General features: G+C 43.0%; 3 protein-coding genes (1 of these 3 running past the window's edge). All 3 read right to left on the bottom strand.

The annotated features are described in order from the left end of the window. Positions 1-8 precede the first annotated feature (8 nt). Tightly spaced (at most 26 nt apart), the 3 genes in view from L693_RS0126920 to L693_RS0126910 form a layout consistent with a single transcriptional unit that may run on beyond the window. Complete coding sequence (locus tag L693_RS0126920; RefSeq protein ID WP_025721544.1) at positions 9-2,792, bottom strand: beta-ketoacyl synthase N-terminal-like domain-containing protein; 2,784 nt, start codon at positions 2,790-2,792, stop codon at positions 9-11. 26 nt (positions 2,793-2,818) lie between these two features. Next, positions 2,819-4,213: an SDR family NAD(P)-dependent oxidoreductase gene (locus L693_RS0126915; protein ID WP_025721542.1), complete on the bottom strand. Its 1,395-nt coding sequence runs from the start codon at positions 4,211-4,213 to the stop codon at positions 2,819-2,821. 11 nt (positions 4,214-4,224) lie between these two features. After that, positions 4,225-18,914, bottom strand: partial view of a non-ribosomal peptide synthetase gene (locus L693_RS0126910; RefSeq protein ID WP_025721540.1) — the 3' portion only. 619 nt of this gene lie beyond the right edge of the window; the window shows 14,690 of its 15,309 coding nt (coding positions 620-15,309); its start codon lies beyond the right edge, outside the window — the gene reads right to left on this strand; the stop codon is at positions 4,225-4,227.

Raw genomic sequence — 18,914 nt, 5'->3', positions numbered from 1 at the left:
AGACAAAGTTAAGTTCGGGTCAAATCAGTGTATCTTTTGCTTAAGACTTCATACAGCGCATCCAGCTCTTCTGATTGTAATGAATCTAAATTTGTATATTGACCCTTACCCTCTATAGCTTGCAGAAATTCCTCCAGATTTAAGTCGCTTACAACACGAGCGGACAACTCATTAATACAGTTGCTCTCTCCAAGAACTTCCATCGGTAGCGTTAGGCCCAATTCATGCTCTATTTCATATTTCAGCTTCGTGGCTGTAATGGAATCGAACCCGAACTCTTGCCAATTTCGATCAGCTTGTAAACCTTCTACATGCATGCCCAGTATAGAGGCAGTTTTATTTTTAAAGTATAAAGTAAGAATCTCCTGTGGATTTGATAACTCTCTTTCAACGCCAGATATGGATTGTGTCAACAGTTCAGGCATCAATGTAGAAGGCTTCGCTAACCCACTGCTTTCTTTATAACGGGATAACCAGTACCTTTGCTTGGCAAATACATAAGTCGGAAGATGTACTTTCCTTCTAGGCTCATCTTTATAGATGTGCTCCCATACAACAGAGACACCGTTCACCCAAAGCTTGGAGAGCGGAGCCCATTGATGGTGTTGAAGTAACATATCAAGATATATTTCACTTACTGCATCATCATTCATAAGATCACAAATACCATCTCTCACTATTTTTTGATCTGTTTGGTAAATGCCCACCTTCTTCACTTCTTTTGAGTTGTTTAGATAAATCCGGGCCTTTGAAATAAACTCCTCTAGCGAACTCACGACCAGTACGACCCTCTCTGGCATCTCATCCCGACCTGTTTGTAATGTATAGGCAACATCCTTTAGATTTAGATGGGTATGCCGCTCCACAAAATCTGCTGTTTCCTTCACGATCTCACGAAGGCTTTCTTGGGTACGGGCCGAGAAAAGCAAGGCGACCTGTTCTAACTCATCCGTTGGCTCTGCTTCGGTATGTTGTTCATACTCTTCCAAAACTATATGGGCGTTTACTCCTCCTGCACCAAAAATATTAATACCCGCACGTCGTGGTATTTCTTTATTGTTATGAGAATCTATTATTCTTTTCCATTCTGTTTTTTCCCGCACAACATAAAATGGGCTTTTATCAAGCTGCATGTGTGGATTTAATGTATTACAGTGGAGACTGGGCGGTAGCTGCTTATATTTGAGCGCCAAAATCACCTTCAAAAGACTGGCCATCCCGGAAGCTGCTTCAAGATGGCCGATATTAGTTTTCACAGACCCTAATCCGCAAAAAGGGGCAGACGTGGAAGCCAAATCAGAAACATCCGCCATCTCTTGAAAAGCACGTCTCATCCCTTCAATTTCAACTGAATCACCCAGCGCTGTTCCAGTGCCGTGAACTTCCATGTAAGTAATCGTGGATGCCTTAGCGCCACTTTGAGACAACGCTGACTTTATCACCTCTGCTTGACTAGCAGGATTAGGTGCTGTCAAAGATTTGGATCGCCCATTGTGATTAACCGCGCTTCCTTTAATTACAGCGTAAATTGAATCGTGATCAGCTATCGCTTGGGGGAGTGGCTTTAGTAGAAGTGCCCCTATCCCCTCTCCCCGAACAAATCCGTCTGCATTTTGATCAAACGTTTTACAGCGTCCTTCCCTACTTAGCATGCCTGCCACATCAAATGCAATCATATTCCGCGGTGACGCCAACACATTAACGCCCCCTACAAGGGCTGTACTACATTCGCCAGTATGAAGCGAACTAACAGCTCGATGAAGAGCTACGCCCGAACTGGAACAAGCAGTATCTACTGCCTCACTGGGACCATGAAAGTCAAAAAAATATGATGTTCGGTTTGCAATAAGAAAATGAGCATTAGTTACGATGGAATGGCTATCAACAGGAAGCTTTGATTCTGCAATTAAATCCGTATATTCATTGTTCGTTACACCGATAAATACCCCGGTCAGGCTACCAGCCAAAGCAGAAGGCTTGTAGCCGGCATCCTCAATGGTCTTCCACGCAACTTCAAGAAATTTTCGCTGCTGAGGGTCCATAATCTCAGCTTCCTTGGGAGACATATGGAAAAAGGAAGGCTCAAACGTATCAACATCCTTTAAAAACCCTCCCCACTTACATAGTGTTTTGTTCCTCTCTCTCATTGCATCCCCATGATACTCGCGCCAGTCCCAGCGATTAGACGGTATCTCCGTAATCAGATCATGACTATCACAAAGGTGTGTCCAAAATTCTTCGATGCTGTCGGATTGCGGCATCATCCCACCTATCCCAATTACGGCAATGGGCGTATAATCATCCTCGGCGTGAGACAAAGAAGACCTGCTTTCTTGGATTGGCTCTTCGAGCGGATCTTGCTTGAACGTGTCTAGGGGCTGGGGCTGGATAGAATCATTAACTTGATCATGAAAACGAAAAGGATTAACCGCTTTTGCCATAATATGTGTTCGTCCTACAAGACTATTCAACGTTGATTCCCCGGTAGAGCTGACGGAGGAAGACAAGGTGTTATAATACCTCGTCAGCTCCTGAGCATATTTACTACATAAATGCTGCACAAGTGAGTAGGGGGTAAGCTCCTTTAACTCAAAAAAAGCGGCAGGTGTTAAAGAAAGTCCCATTTTTTTATTTAGATCGTTGGCCAACTCCATCAATGTAATAGAGTTAAATCCATATTTGTCCATATCATCTTGAAGAGAGATATCTTGCTCACTTATGCTTGATATTTTACTAATTACACTAATTAAGTCCCTGGTTAATTTTTCTGATAGACTCGCATGGTCATTCATATACAAACCCCTCCTTTTAGTTGGCTTTAATTGTCATTAAAAAAAACAGCGTTAATTTTTTCGGCATCCCCATGGAGTATCGTGAGATGATTCTCGTTCATGGCCAAACCGTTTTCCAAAATCTTCACACCCTGTTCGGAACTTATGGAATCCAGACCTAACGTTTCCTTCATCAAATGCCGGGTAGGTTCATCTACTTGAATCCCCCCGTTTTTCCACATAGGCCAATTAATAGAGAGCGTTTTCCCATGCCTCCTTCCTTCCTTTCGCATGTTCTCACGTTTATAGGAGAAATTGTCCATAAAACTGTTTGCGTAAGCATAATCACACTGGCCCCTATTACCGAACTCTCCCGATATGGAAGAAAATAAGACGAACCAGTCCAGTGGCTCGTCCTTCGTTTCTTCATCCAAGTAAATTGTTCCTGACACCTTAGGAGCGATCACCTCCCGAATATCACTGAGTTTTTTTCGTAAAATTAGTGAGTCTCGAATTTCCCCCGCACAGTGCAGAATGCCATGTATCTGTCCAAAATGAATACGAGCCTGACGGATCAAGTGTTCGACATCTGTTCTGACAGAAATATCACTTTGAATATAAATCGCTTTCGCTCCTGTTTTTTTAAGCTTATCCAGGTTCCTGTGAATCCCCTCATGTAACGGAGAGCGTCCACTCAAGATTAATTTCGCGTGATATACCTTAGCCAAGTACAAAGCAATCTGGAAGCCGATCCCTCCCATGCCGCCTGTAATTAGATAAATCCCATTGTGTTTGAACGTAACACTTTGCCAAACTGACAAGTCACAGGCAACCAGCTTTTTTACTTGGCGGGTCTTTCCACTATAACGTACTTCCTGTCCTCCCCAACCTTTATCAATTTCCTTCTGCAAAATGGATGGAAGTAGTTTCAAATGGCTTGAGTCCACTCCCACCGTTCGCCCACGTAATTGCGGATGTTCAAGATGCAGGCTTTTTTGAAAGCCTCCAACAGCCGCATCAGTCGGCTCCGAGTTGAAATACATATACACAATGTGGACCTGACGGTCTACCCCTAATTCGGAGATAACGCGACTGATTTTAAAGATTGAAAATAGTCCTCGATCCATCTGTGTCATTTTGCTTCCTTTTTTACTTTTGTGATCGAGAGACCATAGATGTGCGATATGGGTATAGCCTGAAACTGATTTTTTTAAGTCCTGAAACAGTTGCCAATAATCTTTTTCATTGACCGGATTAAGCTCGTATACGAACTCATTTATACGTCGGAAATGATCTCCTTGTTGGACGAGGATGACCTTCTGGCCAATCAGACGAGACAACTCACTACTCAACCCTTCATTTTGAGCAAACAGGACGATCGTTCCGGTTTCCCCGTAATTAGGACCACTTTCACTTGTAATCTCCCAAGCTGGGCGATACATTAACGTTTGATTCACTTTTTTTTTTTTATCGGTCGCACTTTGTAGTCTCTGATCTTGACCAGAACACGACCTGCATCGTCAAGTAAGCATACGTCTAAACAAAGATTGTTTTCAGTTGCACGGTTTGAAAAAGTCGCATAGGCCATACAGTGACTCGGCAGCTCTCCATAAATTTCAATACTGCCCAGCCCAAAAGGTACAGCAGGACTGTCACTTTGTATATGTCGATTAGCCAAAAATCCTGCAGTCTGCAAGGCCCCTTCCAGCAAAACAGGGTGCAGCAGAAAGGAGTGAAAGCTTTCCTCCAGTCCTTCAGGCAAGTGAATACTCGAACAGGCCTCTACGGAATTGAACCATAGCTTGTGTACGGGCCGGAAGGTTGGACCGTATGTGAATCCTGCACTGTTATACAACTTGTACAATTCGCTTCCTTCCATAATTCCTTCGTAGCTATGAATGATCTCTTGTAGATTCAGTCGTTCCGTAGGACCATTCGGTAATTTTCCATACTGGATTTCACCTTGAGAGCAGAGTGATCCGTCTGCCTTACGCATCTGAAAATGGTGTCCGCTCTGACTTAGATGAATCGAAGTCCAGATGTCTATAGACGGTGTATCGAGATAGACTGGCTGTATCCATGTCACCTGTGATAGGCCAATAACATTTCGATAAGGATCTGCAAGCTCCCCAGCCATACGGGCCATCTCCAGATAGATCACCCCCGGAACCAGCATATGATCCTTTATCACATGTTCCCTCATATAAAAATCATCCGCACTGAATGTTTTTTTATAACAAGGGCCTTGCAATGTCGATTCATTACTGTCAATGAGTTCCGTCAGGCTAGCTTTAGCGACCGGCACAAACCAACCCTGCTGTTCTTCAGCAGGTTCAACCCAATAGCGACCACGGGAAAAGGGATATGTGGGTAACGAAACCCTATTTGGTAAAGGCTTGGTATATAAATGTTCCCAATCCATAACTTTTTCTCCGTTAACCCATAAGCGTGCAATTTCATCAAGCTTAGCAAGCTTTAAATCTAACGGTGCTTTCGTATCAATAGTGGATCGCGAGCTATCAATGACATATGCAGGTGAAGTAGTAGAGCTTGAATACATATACTCTGCCGGAATTCCATTAAGGTATCGTCGGAGCTTTACACATAAATCTGCACGATCCTTTGCAACTATCACAAGCCTTTGCTTTAATGCCTCCCTGCCAGTCTGAAGGGTGTACGCAATTTGCCGCAAGGTAGGACAGACAAACTGTTTCCCCTCTCCTTTGGGAACAGATTGAAGATTGACAACGAGAGCAAGGCTCGCAATTAATTGCTTCAGGCTAGAGTCGACATACAAATGCAGCCTATCAGGGTTCATCTCAAAACGTTTAATACATTCACTCTTCAGTTGGTTTAATAAAATAGGGTCATCAAATCCACATTCTGACAAGCAAGTCTCCATCTCTAAATCTTCTTCTGAGAGACAAGCGATCCTTGCAACCATTTCAGTCACTTCCTTCTCAAGATCGGAAGATAGCGATGTCGGAGTAGAGTCAGAGCTTGAAGCATTAGTTTGTGAGCTTTCTATAAAGCTGTACAAAGAATCCGCATATCGACAAAGCTCCTGTTCATGATGCGCTGATAAAACGATGAGTTGCGGTTCCTCCTCTTCCATTGAATGGAATTTACTAGTATACTCTTCAATCACAATATGGGCATTTACCCCGCTAAAACCAAAGGAACTGATTCCTGCCCGAAATGGGAGTTCGCGTCCTTCCACATCTTTAATCCGCTCCCATTCCTGAGTTTGCTCCAGCAAATAAAAAGGGGTGTCCTCAAGTTGGATATATGGATTAACTTGGTCTAAATTAGCAATTCCCGGTAACGTTTTATGCTGCATAGCTGTAATAATTTTCAGTATACCCGCTACGCCTGAAGCTGTTTCCAAATGACCAATATTCGGCTTTAAGGCACCAATTGCAATATGTTTGCCCGAATACTCTCGGTTCCATTGACTGTACAGCTTTTTGAAAGCCCGTTTCAATCCATTAATTTCAACGGGATCTCCCAAAGATGTTCCTGTTCCATGTGCTTCAATATAGCTCACTGTTCCTGGATCCATCCCTGCTTTTTCGTATGCTGATACAATCACTGCTGCCTGAGCATTAGGATTGGGGGCGGTGAGCGAGCTAGCCTTGCCACCATGATTGACAGCAGTTCCGCGAATCAGACCGTAAATATGATCCCGATCGCGAATCGCTCTGCTCAGCGGCTTCAGTAACAACATTCCTGCGCCTTCCCCTCGAACAGTACCATTTGCATCCTTATCGAATGTTCTGCACTTGCCATCAGGGCTCAAAATGCCTACACTGTCAAATGAAATATATAATGACGGGCTTGCAATGACGTTTACTCCACCCGCCAGAGCCAAATCACACTCCCCTTGATGAAGACACTCAACAGCTCGATGAATAGCAACCAATGAGCTGGAGCAAGCCGTATCAATCGGTTCACTTGGACCATGAAGGTCGAGTAAAAATGAAATTCGACCCGTGAGCATGTTATGCGCCCCACCCGTTAGAGCCTGTGCTTGACTGTCCACATTTCCTTTGGCTATAACGTCCGCGTAGTCATGTCCTGCTACGCCAATGAATACTCCCGTGTTACTTCCGGCCAACTTTCTCGGGTTATACCCTGCATCTTCGATAGCTTTCCACACCAGTTCTAAAGAAAGACGGTGCTGCGGATCCATAAGTTTGGCTTCTCTCGGGGATATTCCGAAAAATTCAGGATCGAACTTGTCCACTTCCTTCATAAAAGCGCCCCAAATGACGCGAGTCTTATCCTTATCGTCAGGGGATTCATTATAGTAATTCCGCCAGTTCCAGCGGTCTGGAGGAATTTCCGTCACCATACATTCTGACTGAACAAGTTTATTCCAGAAATCATTAAGGTCATCAGATTGAGGCATATACCCGCTAAACCCAATAATAGCTATCGGTTCATTTTCCGGGATAGCCAACTCTTCTTGTAGATGTTGTACGTCCTCAGCAAGCGCCTCAGGTGGCACGAGATGGGACTTTTGTCTTAAAGGAACTCTCTTAGTAAACTGGTCCCCGTACTCTTGAGCTATATGAAGAGCCAACTGTTCAACGTTAGGATACTCAAAAAACAGAGTTGGATATAATTGAACACCCAAACTCTGCTGGAGATTCTGGACGAGCCTGATTAAATCACTTGATTGAATACCCATGTCCATGAAATTACATGTCGGATCAAATTCCAACGGAGATATATGCATTGTGTGTCCAATTTTGTCTGTTAGGAATGATTTAACTTCGTTCAAGAGATCCTTGGCAACTGATTCCGATTCCTGCATAGTCTTAGCTTCACACCTTTCAAGTGCCGGTTTCCCATCCCCATCATTTCTTGAATTGAGTTTTTTGCACACAAAACCTTTCATTAAAACAAGCACTTTTCCAGCTGAATCTGTTAGTTCGATATCTCCTTCCCAAATCTCACTATTGGTTTTTACTTCTTGTACGCGACAATAGCACTCAGCAGGTAAATCCCCAAATATACACAGACGCTTTACCAACAACGGAATGAACCGGTCCTGCTTCTGCGGGTGCTGTAGCGCCAAGCGACAAAGAACTGCAGCGTCTAATAATGCAGGATGAACTGCATATTGCCGTCCATGCTTCATCTCACCCGTGAGCTTAAGATATCCCCATACACTTCTATCCTTTTTAGAAACCAACACTTCTTGTATGGTATGAAGAGACGGGCCGTATACCCCTGGTTTAGAATTGTACAATTCTCGACCATTGATTGGATGTTGATTGATAAAGGAAGGACGCGATAGGCTATAGTTTTTAATGTCTCCAGTCCTCAGCAGCACTCCCTTTGCAGCTGTTTTTACCTGCTCCGAGGTACTATACCGGAATCGATGAGTCATATAAGCCTTTCCATCTTCCTCTTCCACGTTGGTTATTATTTCTACCCGCTCTTCCTTTTGCAGACCAACCGGTTCTTGAAAAAGGAAGCTGTCGACTTGCATTACCGCAGTCTGGTGTACGGAGCATTGAAACGCTTCATAGGCCAAGCTGCAATACGTTACACCCAATAACGTTCGCTTTCCCTCAGAAACATGATCCCTTAAATAAGGGTCGTCATAGTTGTAGGTTGCCGTATGCGTAGGTTGGACAATGTCAAGTGCTGTCTGCTCTTCTTGAATCCAGTATGATTTACGATCAAAACAATAAGTCGGCAAAGGAGTACGCTTAGGTAACTGTGTACTGCGGTACAACGTTTCCCAATGAACCGTGGCTCCGTTCACCCAATGACGGGCAATGGTTTCCAACCCATCGTTGTCCGTCATAATTTTCGGGTAACGTGATGAGGAAACACTTCCTCTAAATAAAGCATGAACTGTTCCCCTATTCAAAAAAATCATAAGTTTGTCAGTAAGCTCTTCTATGCTGCTCGTCACCAAGGCAAGCCGTTCTTTCATCTCTTTGCGCCCTGTTTGTAGTGTATATGCAATCGACTCCAAGATTAAGGTTTCTTTCATCTCTGAGTTCTGCCGTTGTGCAATAAAAGCAAGGAGCTTTTTGACATAACCTCTTAGGCTGTTCTCAGTAAGGGCAGACAATACTACTAGCACTGGTTTGGAGGATGACGTGACCAACGTATCTTTGATATACTCTTCCACAATCAGATGAGCGTTAGATCCCCCGGCTCCAAATGAGCTGATACCCGCTCTTCTAGGTAGTGTTTTTAAATATCCATCCTCCGTCACAGTTGAACGCTTCCAGTCCGAAAGTTTGCGTTGTACATGAAACGGTGAATCTTCAAAAGCTATAAACGGATTTAATCTGTCAACATGAAGTGTAGGTACCATCTTGCCGTACCTCATTTGCAGTAGCACCTTCGTTAAAGCAGAAATACCTGATGCTGCCTCCAAATGACCGAGATTGGACTTGATCGAGCCTATAGAACAAAAGTTCTTCTTGTCTGTATATTTTGAAAAGGCAAGGCTTAAGGCGCGAATTTCTATAGGATCACCCAGAGTCGTGCCTGTCGCATGCGCATCTACATAATTAATCGTTTCCGGGTTTACCCTCGCACGCTGCAACGATTGTTCTATTACGTCTAACTGAGCATTGAGACTAGGTGTTGTAAAGGTGCTTGATTGACCACTGTTATTAACAGCTGTCCCTTTAATGACTCCATAAATATAATCCTGATCCTGAATAGCTTTATCTAGTGGTTTTAATAGGACGGCTCCTACTCCTTCTCCTTCTACAAAGCCCTCTCCGTCCTCACCAAACGACCTATTCTGATTTGAATTGGACAAATTGTTCAAGTTAGCCAATCTTACAAGCTGTCTTGGATGTAAAATTAGATTGATTCCGCCGGCTATTGCCATGCTACAATCTCCGCGCCAAATACTTCCGCATGCATTATGAATCGCAGATAGCGACGAAGAACATGCTGTATCTATGGCCATACTGGGTCCTGTAAAGTTAAAGAAGTGGGAGGTACGGTTGGCGATTAGCCAATAGGCGGATTGGGCGTTCGTCGCTGTGCCATTTTCCCATGCACGGGTAGAAATTTGTCCGTAAGCACCGTACATAACACCGACAAACACACCCACCTTCTCTCCCCTTTCAGCCAGGGTTTGTCCTGGGTAACCCGCATCTTCTAGGAGTGACCATGTAGTCTCAAGGAACAGTCGCTCCTGCGGGTCCATCTCTCGGGCATGATCTTCGGAAATCTGGAACAATTCTGCATCAAACATGTCCACATTCCGAATAAAGCCCCCCCACTTGCTGCTACCTTTGCCCTGTTCACGGTTATGAGGATCATAATAACGCCGCCAATCCCAGCGTTCAGCCGGAATCTCGGTAACACAATTACGTGAGTTAACTAAATTATCCCAATACTCATCCAAATTATCGGCTAAAGGATAACGACCAGCTAAACCGATGATTGCTATATCTTTTTCTCTTGAAGTCTCCTCATCATCTAAAAGTAAAATATCTCTATCTATCTGTCCGATCTGTGTGTCTTGTGCTTGCAAGGAGTCTTGTTTTTCAGGTGTACGAATAGATAGCTGTAAAGCTGGTCGGGACGAGGGCTCAACCTCCTCTTTCACTTGGAAAAGATCAATCAACCTTTCCCGGTATTCTTGAGTAAAGTAAGTTCCCAACGCTTCTACAGTTGAGTATTCAAAAAACAGCGTAGCTGGAAGCTTGGGGAAATCCCGTTCAAGTTCTTTATTTAATTCAATAATAATTAGAGAATCCACGCCAATTTCGTTAAAAACTGTGTCTCTATCAATCTTTTTCAGATCAATTTTTAATTTTTCTGATAGCTTGTGTATCAAATATTCACAAATTGCCTCAAACAAATCCTCTTCCTTCAGCTCCCGCTTCAGGTCTGGTGTTCGATACATCTTTGGTGCAACCAGATTTTTTCTGTATTCAGGCGAGAAGAACTGGGGCGCTTCCTTCGTTCCGACAGATATTGTAGATACTTCAGCCATACTTTTCGTAGAGCCATCCAAAATTACCGTACCATCCCCTTCTGCTAGAATAACGGATTGATCATTGACCCCATGTTCATTCCTCAGACCATAAATATCTACATGTCGAAATCCGTTAAGAAGCAATACTTCTTTCCAAGCATCAGCACTTAACAACGGAGAATTTTTAATTCTGTATTGATCTTCAAAATTCCACCATCCATCTGTTAAGCCAAACGTTAAAGTGGAAAAGTTTTGGAAATACGTTATCTCATTGATGACCAGCAGCCCGTTTGTTTTGAGCACTTCTTTTATATGTTGACAAGTTTGCTCTAGTGAGCGTGTAGCATGAAGAACGTTGGTTGCCAAAATCAAATCAAAACTGTCTGGCAAAAACTCTTGACTACAGGGAGACTGCTCGATATCAAGTACTTGAAACCGGATATTTTTATATTTACCACCATACACTGCTGAACCATGGGTTGTGAAACTGGCAGAAACATCTGTATATACATATTCAATCTTTTCGGAATAATCGTTTAATCCATCTAAAACTAGAGCACTAGTGGCCCCCGTTCCAGCTCCGATTTCCAATATTCGTATTATATCAGTACCACTAGTTCTCAAACGCTTTTGTACATAACTACTCACTGCTTCAGCTACCAATCCATTGTAGTAATCCAATATAACATTTCCCTGATAAATGCCTTGGACAAGTTCTTTTGAACCATCAGGAAACATAACTGTGATGTAATCCTTCTGCCCCTTCAGAACTTCCGTATAATTAGTTACACATTGCCAAAGCAATTGACAGTAAGGAGCCAGGGAGGGGTAAGAAACATTAAAGGCTTCTTTCTTTTGCAACAGGACTGATATATCCAAGTGAACCTTTTCATCGGTTACCAAATCAGTAGTTACTAACTCTTCCCCGATACGGCTTATGAAGCCTCCACGTTCAAGGATATCCAGCATTGCGTCAAAAAGCCGTTCATACTTGGGGATAATACCAAAATCTTTTTTCAGTTTTAAATTAGACCAACATTCACCAGAAGTTTGAAAACGACCGCTCTTCCAGAAATATTCTAAAAGTAAATATAAAGAAAAAGTTTCTAGCTCCTTAAACCCTCTCTTCAGCTGATCAATTTGCTGCTGTCTGTCTTCGGACAGCTCCGAGTGGAGTCGGACATCCTGGACTATAGAAGGGACCTTGGGCAAATATACTTTTTTCCGAACTTCAGTAGCAAATCCAAGCTTTCGAGTCAACTCCGATGAGGCTTTGAATATGATTAGTTGTGTTACTGGATGTATAAGTGATTGCTCGATGAGTTGCATTCCTTCAGCAGTCTGAATAGGAAGCATCCCTGCCTCAGTCAACAGTCTGTGATATCGTTCTGTAGCAACGGCCCCTGTACTTCCCCAAAAGCTCCAGTTCATTACTTTCACAGGAAATGGAACTTTTTTCCCCATCCATGCTGCAAAAGCATCCTGAAATGAACAAGCCGCACTATAATGACACTGCCCAGTGTTCCCCAAAATCGCATTAGTTGAAGAAAAAAACATCATAAAATCAAGAGATTCTTCCCGGAACACGTCATAGAGGGTAACACTCCCTTTAAGCTTCGGGCTGAGTACTTTCTTGAATGTGTCCTCATTCATAAATCCAATTCTCATATCCTGAAGAACCATAGCTGTATGAAATACACCATGCACAGAGCCGTACATTAGCTTGGTCTGTTCAAGTGTTTGTCTGATACTGTTCGGATCGGTAATATCCGTCTGTATATATTGAGCCTCTCCACCCGCCTGACGAATGAGTTCGAGCTTCTTTTGCATTTCCTCATCTTGTGGGCTTCGCCCCATAAGGATTAAACGTGCCTGAGATGTACTTGCCAAATATAAAGCCAGTTCAAACCCAATGCCTCCTGCTCCTGCAATCCAGTACACTCCTTGGTGTCTAATTGCTGATCCCTCGGCAAACGGAAGATCCAACTTGATGAGTCTACGAATATAACGCTTTCCACCACGGACAGCCACTTCACCTGTTGTTCCTTGAAGCATTTCTTTTACAACAACATCAGCATAAACCTGCAGAGGTGCTGACTCCTTACTGTTTGTAGCAGGAAGGTCCACGAGGAGCATGGACACTGATGGATACTCCAACGAAGCACCCTTCAGAAATCCACTGATTCCTGCATGTAGCGGAGAAATTTCCTCACCGGGCACTACCTCAAATAGTCCGTTTGTTACTGTAATCATCCGAATTTCCTGTGCAGAGCTTAATGCTTTGCTAAGATAAAACAGAGCCATAAGACCGGTATTCTGTTCCTCATCCCAGTGAAGAAAATCAGCTTGCTTCAGCGGATTTGACATGTCTGTTAGGAAAAAAATGTATCTGACTTCCTGATCCTCTATCCAAGCTTTGTAAGAAGGAACATCATTATACCCGAGAACGACATCCTCCGGAGATGACATGGAGGTTTTTTCCCCCAGTTGAGCTTCAATAACCGTTAAGCCATGATACTGTAAAGCCTTTATGAACGCTAACTTGTGCAGGTTGGTTTCTTTATTACTCGATACAACTAATACCTTCCCATATTTATCTGATGCATATTCTTTGTTGTGCACATCCTCAACAGCTACCCATTGAGGAACAAAAAGATGGGCATCTCGTTTTTCCTTGACTTCACGGGATGAAAGGTTATGAAAGCTAACGCATATTTTTCCCTGTTGATCGAGCAATGCCAGATCATGAATATCTTTACCTCGATTGATCGCATATACATAATAATCACAAGCACGTAGTGGCTCCATGACATGAATATGTTCGGCAGAAAAGGGGAGCTTGGATACGCCCTTTTCTGTATTTTGGTTGAACAAACAGCCCATGGCTTGCAATACACTGTCCATCAACACAGGGTGAATATTGTATTCACTCAGTTCATTCTCAAATTCACTTTTCAGATGAATCTGACCAAGGGCCTCTTTTTCACTGTAGTAAATCATTTCCATCGCCTGAAAATATGGACCATAAGCAATACCACTACCCTCAGCAATCTGTTCGTAGAACCGTTTTTTCGTTAATTCATACGGACAGCGCCTTCTAATATCGTCGATTGAGACATAATCCGTCGGCATCTGATGATCAGCTGTTTCCAGAACAATAGACCCTTTGGAATGCAATATAATGCCTTCGGGCGTTATGCTTTCGATCTGAAAACAGTAGCCATCGTCTTCTTCCTGCATAGAAATCAGTACTTCAGCTACTGTACTCTCATGTATAATCAGGGGCTGCAGCCAATAGATGTTTTTCAAATGCCATGCCGTTGCCTTTCCTATTCGTTCTGCTACCTGTATGACCATTTCCAAATAGCCTGTTCCAGGAAATACACACTCTCCGTTCACGATGTGAGCGCCTACAATTGCATCTGAAACGCTCCATAATTTACGGAACACTAGCCCTTTTTTAATGCTCTTAGACAGAAGGACCTCGTCCAGCATGGAATTTAGCGCAAGATTGCCACGATTCGTTCCGTATTGCGGTTTACTATTTCGTACCGTTATCCAGTGTGATTCCTTACGGAAAGGATAGGTTGGTAGGGGCACTCTATTGGGTACACCATTGGAATAAAGTAAATTCCAGTTCAGTTTATAACCGTTTACCCACAGTTTAGCTAACTTAAGACCTTGACGTCGTTCAACCAGTTCTGTGACAATCTCGTCCAATTCCCCGTCATCAAATATGGATTCCATCCCCGTTGTGCCCACGGTTGTATATACATTAGAAGGAAGTTCACTTTGTTTTATATAGCGGTCCAGCACTACCTTTAGTTCTGCCACATCTGAGACGAGCATGGCAAGCCGTTCCCGCATTGGTTCACGACCGATTTGTAACGTATAAGCTATAGACTCCAGTTTGACAGGAGAACCGTGGGCTTCTAACTCATATAAATAGCTAAGTAATTGCTTCGCCCGATCTTCCAGTTCCTTTTTTTGTTTCGCGGAAAGAACAATCAGAACTTGATGATCTCCCAGGTCTGATGTACATACCTCCTGAGGTTCACCAGAGTACTCTTCCAGGAGAACATGTGCATTTGTTCCACCAAAACCAAAAGAACTAACCCCGCCCCGTAGCGGCAATTGATTACCTGATTTATTCTTTAGCCGCGTCCAGGCCTGGGTTTCTCCGATCAAATATAGCGGACTCCCATCCAGGGAGATATAAGGGTTAAGCTCCTTTCTATGCAAATTCCCCGGAATTTGCTTGTAGTATAACGACAACACTACCTTAATTAAGCCAGCTAATCCAGCCATTGCCTCCAAATGACCGATATTCGTCTTAACTGAACCAACGCCACAGTGAGGAAGCCTGGCTGGAGGATGACCCCACTCTTCATAAAGGGCACTAAGTGCTTGTAACATACCATCTAGTTCAATAGGATCGCCGAGCGCAGTTCCGGTTCCATGTGCTTCTAAATATCCTAAAGAAGTAGGGTCAAAGCCCGCATCATGAAAAGCACGTCTTATCAAATCACATTGGGCAGTGCTGCTAGGAGCCGTTAGAGAATTGGTCTTCCCTCCGTGATTGACCGCCGAACCTTTGATGACTGCATAAATATGATCACCATCCTCCACTGCCTTGGAAAGATGCTTCAAATAAATGACGGCGCATCCTTCCCCACGAACATAGCCGTTTGCCGATGAATCAAAAGCTTTACATCGCCCGTCTTTACTAAGCATATTGATTTTACTCAGTGCAACATGAGCAAACGGACTCAGAATCAAATTAACTCCACCAGCAAAAGCTGTATCACAAGCACCGCTACGAATAGCTTCCACTGCACGATTCACACTAACTAATGAACTAGAGCAAGCGGTATTCAAAAGCTCACTCGGACCTTTTAAATCATAAAAATATGATATTCGGTTTGAAATGACATTGGCAGCAATCCCGGATAAGGTGTGCGAATCAATATCATGTTCACGCATCAGAATTTCAGCATAGTCAGAGCTGGTAGCGCCGATAAATACCCCTGTGTTTGAACCGGCAAGATCAGAAGCTTTATATCCTGCATTTTCAATCGTCTCCCATACCGTTTCGAGCATCATTCGCTGCTGTGGGTCCATCAATTCTGCCTCCCGGGGGGAGATACCGAAAAAAGAGGCATCAAATTTATCGATATCTGAGATAAATCCCCCCCATTTTGAAACAGATTTATTCGGGTCCTCATTGCTTTTATCATAAAAGTGAGTCCAGTCCCATCGATCTGCAGGAATCTCCGTAATTAAATCTTTTTCCTTTATAATATTATTCCAAAAAACATCTAAATCAGGTGATCCTGGAAGTTTTCCGCTCATTCCTATAATTGCGATGTCCTTTTCACCGGACGGAGAGGCTATATATTTTATTTCCGAGCTCTTCGCAGAACAACTCTCGTTTAACGACTCCTCTTCCCCCTGCCGTGTGGTCAAGGAAAGTTCGTCACAGTGAATGTACGCCAGTTTATCAAAATAAGTCACACTCAGATAGTGGGCAAAACGATGAATCGTAGAATACGTATAAAATAACGTAGGCATAGTTTTCACATCGTAATGCTTATTGATCGCAACAGAAAGACTCGTAAACGAAATAGAATCAAATCCCATTGAACCGAAATTAGCATGTACATCCAGACTTTCAGGTGGCTGTTTCTTCATATCAGAAATAAAGCACACCATTTGACGTTCGACTAAACCTTGTAATGCCTCAGTCGGATTTCTGGACATAACAGTTTGTTGCATCTCGCACCTTTTCGCCTTTACTGCCAAGGGTTTGATGCCAAAGATTTGTTGGAGCGTTATCAGATCCATGGAGATAAGTAGTGTCCGATTTACTTTCTGATTAGGTGTCATCGGATAGCCTGTAACATAGACAAACAGAGCAGGAAGCATGTAACTCGGTAATAAACAAGTGATTTCCTCCCGTAAAACTGATATATCAGGTGGATGCTCCTGGTTGTCAGGGATTAAGAAGGCAGTTAATTGTTTATCGTCTCCTTCCTCTCTGACTACTACAATAGCTTGGGATATCCCCTCCACTTGCTGTATGGCGTCCTCAACTTCACCTATTTCAATACGAAAACCCCGAATTTTTACTTGATGGTCCAAACGCCCTAGGCACTCTACTGTACCGTCTTGTAAATAGCGGGCCTGATCCCCTGTTTTATATATTTTTGAACTAAAATCATTTAGAAAGGGGTTGGTCAAGAAGCTCTGCTTCGTCTCCTCATCCCGATTCAAATAACCCGTAGCAACTCCATCACCGCCTATATACAACTCCCCAACCATACCTATGGGTACAGGTTTTAAAGCAGCATCCAAAACATAGAACTGGGTATTTGCGATAGGGCGACCAATTGTGATTTTCCTGCCCGTCTCCATCTTGTCAATGGAGGACCATATAGTTGTTTCAGTTGGTCCGTACATATTCCATAGCTCAGAGCTTAACTGAAGCAAACGATTGGACAGGTCGTACCTCAACGGTTCGCCACCGCACAATATTTTTAAATTCAGCGGTGTATTCCAGCCTGCTGCAAGTAACATTTTCCATGTAGCCGGTGTTGCCTGCATTATGGTTATATTGCCTTTCGAAAGAGTTTCAAGTAATCGAATACCATCTCTTTGTATCTCTTCTGTTGCGATTTCCAGTTTCCCCCCTACAATTAAAGGTAAATATAACTCCAACCCCGCGATATCAAAACATATGGTCGTCACTGCTAGCAGCATATCTTCAGAGGTACATCCCGGTCGTTGAGCCATTGAACACAGAAAATTGCTTAAGCCTCGGTGATTGATGATGATCCCTTTGGGTTTGCCCGTTGATCCTGATGTAAATATGAGATATACCGGATCTTCCGGTGCAATTGAAACTACAGACTCAATCGGTTCCAATTCTTCTTGAGTGAACGGATGGGTCCTGATGCTGTCCACGTATAACACCGTTCCATCGAATTTTGGTAACTTTCGATATATAGAGGAATGCGTTAGTACAAAATAAAGTGAACTCTCCTTAAACATATCTGAGAGTCGAGCTTGAGGGTACGCAGGATCAAGTGGGATATATACACCACCAGACATTTGTACACCGATCAAAGCAGGCAAAAGATCCAGAGAACGTTCTAAATAGATTCCAACAAAGCTTCCCTTTACGACTCCCTTCATACGCAAGAATAAGGCAATTTGCTTAGCTCGTTGAAATACATCAACATAAGTAAGGCTTTCTCCTTGGCATACTACTGCAACAGAATCAGGTGATTTCTTTACCTGATTTATAAATAAGTCAAGGAAAGTTTGATGTTGAGAAAAGTCAATACGCGTATCATTCCACTCATAAAGAATCATTTGAGATTCTTCCTTAGACAATAAAGAAATATCAGATAAAGGAGTATGAATCTGATTCCCGATTGCTTCTAGCGCCCGGACATAGCAAGAGGCTATGGATTCTATCGTTTTAGCTGAATATAATTCAGGATTATATTTCAAATGGAACAGGCATCCATCCTTATGCTCTATTACTTCCAGTGTCAAATCAAACTCTCCAAGTTGGTGGATACTATGCATTGGCTCTAAAAACATATCGTCTGGTTCATTCTTTATCCAGTTTTGGAAGTAAAAAGCCGCTTGAAACAAAATGGGCTTGCCCGTTGAGTGAAGTTGCTGAAAATCACGTACCAATCTGTAATATGGATATTGACTATGTTCAATTGATAAAAGCACTGTCTGTTGTACTTTCTCTATCAACGAGAGAAATGTGTCATGATCATCAACTTCACTACGAATTACAATCATATTCATGAAATGTCCTATCACATTTTCAAAACGAATATCCGGCCTGCCCGCAACCGGAGTTCCAATGGAGATATCATGCTGATTACTGAAGCGTGAAAGCACCCATTGGTAGGCTGCCATCATGGTGGAGAATAACGTTACTGGTTTTGAGGTAGCTATGGATTTAAGACCGGCGAGCAGTTCTCCGTCAATCGAAAAGGAAAAAGCTGTCCCTTCATAAGAAGGGACAGAAGATGAACTTTGTATCACAGGGAGCTCTAAAGACGGTGCTTCCTTGGATAACTTATCTAGCCAAAAATTTCGGTCCTGTTTAGACTTCTCGCTTTTCAGATAATTCTGTTCGTACTGAA

This window comes from Paenibacillus sp. 1-18, assembly GCF_000520755.1.
Classification (GTDB): Bacteria; Bacillota; Bacilli; order Paenibacillales; family Paenibacillaceae; genus Paenibacillus; species Paenibacillus brasilensis.
Note: the sequence above shows the minus strand (reverse complement) of the source record. Positions and strands in the feature narration are given on the sequence as shown.

Bases quoted from the DNA above. Each gene is read 5' to 3' on its own strand.
- L693_RS0126915 (WP_025721542.1), bottom strand. From the start codon at position 4,213: ATGTATCGCCCAGCTTGGGAGATTACAAGTGAAAGTGGTCCTAATTAC.
- L693_RS0126920 (WP_025721544.1), bottom strand. From the start codon at position 2,792: ATGAATGACCATGCGAGTCTATCAGAAAAATTAACCAGGGACTTAATT.